Source organism: Streptomyces phytophilus, assembly GCF_013870535.1.
Taxonomy (GTDB): Bacteria; Actinomycetota; Actinomycetes; order Streptomycetales; family Streptomycetaceae; genus Streptomyces; species Streptomyces phytophilus.
The window spans coordinates 1-6,661 of record NZ_JACBXC010000234.1 but is presented as its reverse complement, the minus strand read 5'-3'; the positions used below and the strand labels follow the sequence as shown (position 1 = coordinate 6,661).

The 6,661-nt window shown below is 72.9% G+C and carries 5 protein-coding genes; 3 read left to right on the top strand and 2 right to left on the bottom strand.

Annotated elements, in window-relative coordinates:
* Positions 1-228: 228 nt before the first annotated feature.
* The gene (locus H5J30_RS13470) at positions 229-1,272 is read left to right on the top strand and encodes a 3-isopropylmalate dehydrogenase (RefSeq protein WP_181787670.1); all 1,044 of its coding nucleotides are present in this window, start codon (positions 229-231) and stop codon (positions 1,270-1,272) included.
* Between the two features lie 270 nt (positions 1,273-1,542).
* Positions 1,543-2,637, top strand: a complete 1,095-nt coding sequence (locus H5J30_RS13465) for a branched-chain amino acid aminotransferase (RefSeq protein WP_181787669.1) — start codon at positions 1,543-1,545, stop codon at positions 2,635-2,637.
* 90 nt (positions 2,638-2,727) lie between these two features.
* On the opposite strand, the gene H5J30_RS13460 is transcribed toward H5J30_RS13465, so the two are convergent.
* Positions 2,728-3,792 (bottom strand): S1 family peptidase, encoded by a 1,065-nt coding sequence (locus H5J30_RS13460; RefSeq protein ID WP_181787671.1) that lies wholly within the window; start codon positions 3,790-3,792, stop codon positions 2,728-2,730.
* 396 nt (positions 3,793-4,188) lie between these two features.
* Between H5J30_RS13460 and cimA the strand changes: the two genes are divergently transcribed.
* Positions 4,189-5,817: a citramalate synthase gene (gene cimA, locus H5J30_RS13455; RefSeq protein WP_181787668.1), complete on the top strand. Its 1,629-nt coding sequence runs from the start codon at positions 4,189-4,191 to the stop codon at positions 5,815-5,817.
* Here cimA and H5J30_RS13450 read toward each other — a convergent pair.
* Positions 5,738-6,661, bottom strand: a 924-nt coding sequence (locus H5J30_RS13450) for an MFS transporter (protein WP_181787667.1), incomplete at its 5' end; no start/stop codon positions are given. The two genes, cimA and H5J30_RS13450, sit on opposite strands and share 80 nt — an antisense overlap.

The following is a 6,661-nucleotide window of genomic DNA, read 5'->3' as shown; positions in this document are numbered from 1 at the left end:
GGCGGCGGGAGAGTGCGCGGCGCAGGTACTCGTGCTGCTCGGCCATGCTCATGCCGCGGGCGAGCCGCGGGGGGATGCCGAAGCCGGGGGTGTCCATATGCCCGAGCATTCCCCCTTCGGCCCGGCGTACCGGAGAACCGCGGCCGTCGGCGTGGTGAACGGCTCCGGTATGTCCACATCCCGGACGGCGGTGTCATCCCGCAAGACGTAGCGCGTAGGCTCCCCCGCATGTCTCGCAGCATTCGTCTCGCGTCCATTCCCGGCGACGGCATCGGCCCCGAGGTCGTGGCCCAGGGCCTGAAAGTGCTCTCCGCCGTCCTGCCGCAGGACGTGAAGCTGGAGACCGAGAGCTTCGACCTGGGCGCCCGCCGCTGGCACGCCACCGGCGAGACCCTGCCCGACGCGGAGCTGACGGCCCTCGCGGGCTACGACGCGATCCTGCTCGGCGCCATCGGCGACCCCTCGGTGCCGTCCGGCGTGCTGGAGCGCGGGCTGCTGCTGAAGCTGCGCTTCGCCTTCGACCACTACGTGAACCTGCGCCCGTCGAAGCTCTTCCCGGGCACCGAGACGCCGCTGGCCGGCAGCCCCGGCATCGACTTCGTCGTCGTCCGCGAGGGCACCGAGGGCCCGTACACCGGCAACGGCGGCAGCCTGCGCACGGGCACCCCCGCCGAGGTCGCCACCGAGGTCAGCGTCAACACCGCGTACGGCGTGGAGCGCGTGGTCCGGGACGCCTTCGAGCGCGCCCGGGCCCGCCCGCGGAAGAAGCTGACGCTCGTACACAAGAACAACGTGCTCGTCTTCGCCGGCCACCTCTGGAAGAACACCTTCGACGGGGTCGCCGCCGAGTACCCGGACGTCGCCACGGACTACCTGCACGTCGACGCCGCCACGATCTTCCTCACCACTCAGCCCGAGCGGTTCGACGTGATCGTCACCGACAACCTCTTCGGCGACATCCTCACCGACCTCGCCGCCGCCATCAGCGGCGGCATCGGCCTCGCCGCCTCCGGGAACATCAACCCGACCGGCGCCTTCCCGTCGATGTTCGAGCCGGTCCACGGCTCCGCGCCGGACATCGCCGGCACCGGCAAGGCCGACCCGACGGCCACGGTCCTGTCGGTCGCCCTGCTGCTGCGCCACCTCGGCTACGCCGCGCAGGCCACCCGCGTCGAGGAGGCCGTCGAGGCCGACCTCGCCGAGCGGGGCGCCGCGCGCGGGCGGAGCACGGACGAGATCGGCGACGCGCTCGCCGCCCGAGTATCCGGCTGACCGCCGGGACCACACACGCTCGCCGCGGCCGGCCCGGCCGGTCAGGTTTCTCCGTACGGCCGACGACCCTGCCCTCCGGGCGGGGTCGGTGCGACGATGACCCTTCGGGCCGCGTACCACCGCCACGCTTGCCGCTGCCCGCGCCCCCGTCATAATCGACAGGGGGCCGCGGCACGGGGTAATGCTCGGACGTCCTAGTACCTTCGGGTACGAGGACCTCGGTACGGGACGCGGTCCGCCACACACCGAACGGTGAAGGACACGAATCTCATGACCACGATCGAGCTCAAGCCGTCCGCGCACCCGCTGTCCGACGCGGAGCGCGAGGCGATCCTCACCAACCCCGGCTTCGGCAAGCACTTCACCGACCACATGGTCACGATCAAGTGGACCGAAGGCCGCGGCTGGCACGACGCCCAGCTCCAGCCGTACGCGCCGCTGACCCTCGACCCGGCGACGATGGCGCTGCACTACGGGCAGTCCATCTTCGAGGGGCTGAAGGCGTACCGGCAGCCCGACGGCAGCGTGCGCACCTTCCGGCCCGACGCCAACGCGCGCCGCTTCCAGCTCTCCGCACGCCGGCTGGCGATGCCGGAGCTGCCCGTCGAGACCTTCGTGGAAGCCATCGACGTGCTGGTGCGCCAGGACAAGGCGTGGGTGCCGGGCACCGGCGAGGAGTCGCTCTACCTGCGCCCCTTCATGTTCGCCACGGAGGTCGGCCTCGGCGTGAACTCGCCGGCGCACGAGTACCTGTTCATGGTGCTGGCCTCGCCCGCGGGCGCGTACTTCCACGGCGGCATCAAGCCGGTGTCGGTGTGGCTCACCGAGGAGTACGTGCGCGCCGCGCCGGGCGGCACCGGCGAGGCCAAGTGCGCGGGCAACTACGCGGGCGCGATGGCCGCCACGCTCCAGGCCGTGCAGCAGGGCTGCGACCAGGTGGTGTGGCTGGACGCGGTGGAGCGCCGGTGGATCGAGGAGATGGGCGGGATGAACCTGTACTTCGTGCGGGGCGAGGGCCCGGACGCGGAGGTGGTCACGCCCGAGCTGACCGGCACGCTGCTGCCCGGCATCACCCGCGACTCGCTGCTGACCATCGCCGCCGACCTCGGCCACCGGACCGGCGAGGTGCGGATCTCCAAGGAGGAGTGGCAGGCCGGCTGCGCGGACGGCACCATTTCGGAGACCTTCGCCTGCGGCACGGCCGCGGTCATCACGCCGGTGGGGCACGCGAAGTCGAGCACGGCGGAGTGGACGGTGGCCGACGGGTCGATGGGGCCGATCACGGCGCGGCTGCGCAAGGCGCTGGTCGACGTGCAGACGGGGCAGGCCCCGGACCCGCACGGCTGGATGCACGAGCTGGGCTGACGCACGGACGGGCCTGACGCACGGACGTCGGGGGCCGCCGCCGGGATCCGGCGGCGGCCCCCTGCGTGCCGTCGTGCTGCTGCCGGTGCGTCAGTAGACGCTCACGCCGTACGCGCTGAGCGCCTCGGTGACCGGCTGGTGGATGGCGGAGCCGTTGGTGCCGGTGCAGCCCGAGCTGCCGGAGTGGATGCCGTACGCGACGCCGCCCGAGAAGTGGGCGCCGCCGCTGTCGCCGCCCGCGGAGCAGGCGGTGGTGCGGACCATGTTGTAGACCGGGCCCTCGCTGTAGTTCACGGTCACGTTCACCGCGGTCACGGTGCCGCTGGTGACCTGGGTGGTGGAGCCGCTCTTCTGGATGGCCTGGCCGACGACGGCGTTGGCGGCGCCGGTGATGTCCCGGGTGCTGCCGTTGTAGAGGTTCACGGTGCCCGCGGGGGAGGAGCCGTCGGTGTAGCGGACGATGCCGTAGTCGTTGGTCGGGAAGCTGGTGCCCTCGCGGGTGCCGATGGCAGCGCCGCCGCTGGTGGCCGACCAGGAGGCGCCCGCGTTGGTGCAGTGGCCCGCGGTGACGAAGTAGCGGGCGTTGTTCTTGGTCACGTTGAACGCCGCGGAGCAGCGGTAGCCGCCGCCGTAGATGGCGTCGCCGCCCAGGACCTCCTGCCGGAGCGTCCCGGCTGTCCGCTCCACCCGGGCCGCGCCGTCGAGGCTCTTCGCGACGCGCTTCAGCGTCGCGTACTCGGCGGCGGACACGGTGGAGTCGGCCTGCACGGCTATCTGGTTGGTGGCCGGATCGACACCCCAGGAGGTGCCGGTGATCTTCGCGCGGCTCTCGAAGGCGCCCATCGCGGAGCGCAGGTCCGCGGCGCTGTGCTCGACCAGTTCGGCGCGGGCGCCGGTGGCGCGGGCCTCCGCGGCGGCGGCCTTGTCGGTGACCGTCACGACCAGCTCGCCGGTGTCGGCGTCCAGGTACGTGCCGGCGCTGTCGGCGCCGAGGGCGCGCGTGACGTCGGCGCTGAGCGCGATCGTCGCCGCGTCGGCCTGCACCCCCTGGTCGGGGCGGTCGGCCGGCGGGGGTGCCGCGGCGGCCGTGGAGCCGAGTGCGGCGGTACCGAGGAGGAGAAGGGCGGCGAGGGTGCCGACCGGACGCGCGGACATCTGGGGTCTCATGCGGTGGCTCTCCTTTGTGTGAACCATGTGGGGGTGTGTGGGAGGTGCCGTACCGACTGGTCGGGGACCAAATTGGCACGCGCATGTCATCCACACAAGACCGCATTGCGCCCTGACCTCGCCGTACGGATTGTGGGCACGCTGCCCGTATCGTGAGACGGGACTCCAGGTCGGGCGAGGTGTGTGCCAGACTGCGCGACGTGACCTCGTTTGCCGTCATGATTATTGGCAACAGGCGCGCCGGTCCGCGCTGACCCGTACCGCGATCCGCATGCGGTGCTGGCTCACCGCGTCCCAGACCCGCGCGCAGACCTCTCGCGACCCGCGAGGGGTCTTTTCCATTTCCGGGACCGGAGAGCACACCATCCCGACAGGAGCACTTCGATGAGCACAGAGCCGGCAGCCCCAGGGACTCCCGACGACGCCTTCCACGTCTTCGACACCACGCTGCGCGACGGCGCGCAGCGCGAGGGCATCAGCCTGACCGTCGCGGACAAGCTGGCCATCGCCCGGCACCTCGACGACTTCGGCGTGGGCTTCATCGAGGGCGGCTGGCCCGGCGCGGTCCCCCGGGACACGGAGTTCTTCCGCCGCGTCCGCGACGAGGTCGACCTGCGGCACGCGCAGCTCGTCGCCTTCGGATCCACCCGCAGGGCGGGCGTACGGGTCGAGGACGACCCGCAGGTGCTCGCGTTGCTGGAGTCCAAGGCACCCGTCGTCACGCTGGTCGCCAAGTCGCACGACCGGCACGTGGAGCTGGCGCTGCGCACCACGCTCGCGGAGAACCTGGCGATGGTCCGCGACACGGTCGCGTTCCTGCGCGAGCACGGCCGCCGGGTCTTCGTCGACTGCGAGCACTTCTTCGACGGCCACCGCGCCAACGCCGCGTACGCCAAGCAGGTCGTCGCCGCCGCGCACGAGGCCGGCGCCGACGTCGTCGTGCTCTGCGACACCAACGGCGGCATGCTCCCCGGCCAGGTGCGCGAGACCGTCGCCGAGGTGCTGGCCGCCACCGGGGCGCGCCTCGGCATGCACGCCCAGGACGACTCCGGCTGCGCCGTGGCCAACACCCTGGCCGCCGTCGACGGCGGCGCCACGCACGTGCAGTGCACCGCCAACGGCTACGGCGAGCGCGTCGGCAACGCGAACCTCTTCCCCGTCGTGGCCGCGCTGGAGCTGAAGTACGACATGCGGGTGCTGCCCGCGGGCAAGCTCGCGGAGATGACCCGGATCTCGCACGCCGTCGCCGAGGTCGTCAACATCGCGCCCGCCACCCACCAGCCGTACGTGGGCGTCTCGGCCTTCGCCCACAAGGCCGGCCTGCACGCCTCCGCCATCAAGGTCGACCCCGACCTCTACCAGCACATCGACCCCGACCTGGTCGGCAACCGGCTGCGCATGCTGGTCTCCGACATGGCCGGCCGGGCGTCCATCGAGCTGAAGGGCAAGGACCTCGGCCTCGACCTCGGCGACGACCGCGAGCTGCTGAGCCGGGTGGTGGAGCGGGTCAAGGAGAACGAGCTGCGCGGGCTGACCTACGAGGCCGCCGACGCCTCCTTCGAGCTGCTGCTCCGCGAGGAGTTGCAGCTGCGCGAGTCCGGCCGTGCGCGGCGCTACTTCCGCACCGAGTCCTGGCGGGCCATCGTCGAGGACCGGCCGGACGGCACCCACGCCAACGAGGCCACGGTCAAGCTGTGGGCGAAGGGCGAGCGGACCGTCGTCACGGCGGAGGGCAAAGGCCCGGTCCACGCACTGGACCGGGCCCTGCGGGTGGCGCTGGAGCGGCTCTACCCGCAGCTCGCCGACTTCGAGCTGATCGACTACAAGGTGCGGATCCTGGAGGGGACCCACGGCACGGAGTCGACCACGCGCGTGCTCATCACCACCAGCGACGGCCGGGGCGAGTGGGACACCGTCGGCGTCGCGGACAACGTCATCGCGGCGTCGTGGCAGGCACTGGACGACGCGTACGCCTACGGTCTGCTGCGGGCCGGGGTGGTGCCGCAGGAGTAGCGGCCCTCGCCGCGGAGGCGCCGGGAGCCGCCCCGGCGCCCGCGGCACCGGCGTCCTGCGTACCGGCGTCCTGCGCACCGGCGCCCGCCGCCGCGCCGCCGTCCGGCCCTTGCGGCCCGCCGGCCGTACGGGGCCGCAGCACCACCAGCGTCAGCACCGCCGCCGCGGCGACCAGCGCCGCCCCGATGCCGAACGCCAGCTGGAAGCCGCCCGTCAGCGCCGCGTCCCGGCCGTCGCCGGCCGCGGCGAGCGACTCTGTACGCCCGGCCGCCAGCGTGGTCAGCACCGCGACGCCCAGCGCGCCGCCCATCTGCTGCCCGGTGTTGAACAGCCCCGACACCACCCCGGCGTCGTCGGCACGGGCGGCGGACATGCCCAGCGCGGTCATCGCCGGCAGCACCAGCCCGCCGCCGCTGATCAGCAGCATCGTCGGCAGCAGGTGGGCCGCGTAGCTGACCTCGGCCGGATCCCGCGGGATGCGGACCAGCAGCGCCAGGCCCAGCGCGAGGAGCACCAGCCCGGCCAGCAGCACCGAGCGCTCGCCGAACCGCGCCACCAGCCGGGCGGAGACGAGCAGCGAGGTGACGCCGATCATGGCCGCGGCGGGCAGCATCGCGAGGCCGGTCTCGGCGGCCCCGTAGCCCAGCACCTGCTGCATGTAGAGCGCGACGACGATCTGGAAGGCGAACATCCCGGAGATGACGAGCAGTTGGACGGCGTTGGCGCCGGCGACGGTGCGCGAGCGGAAGACGCGCAGCGGCAGCAGCGGCGCGGCGGCCCTGGCCTGGCGGAGCACGAACCCGGCGAGCAGGGCGGCGGCGAGCCCGGCGGAGCCGAGGGTGCG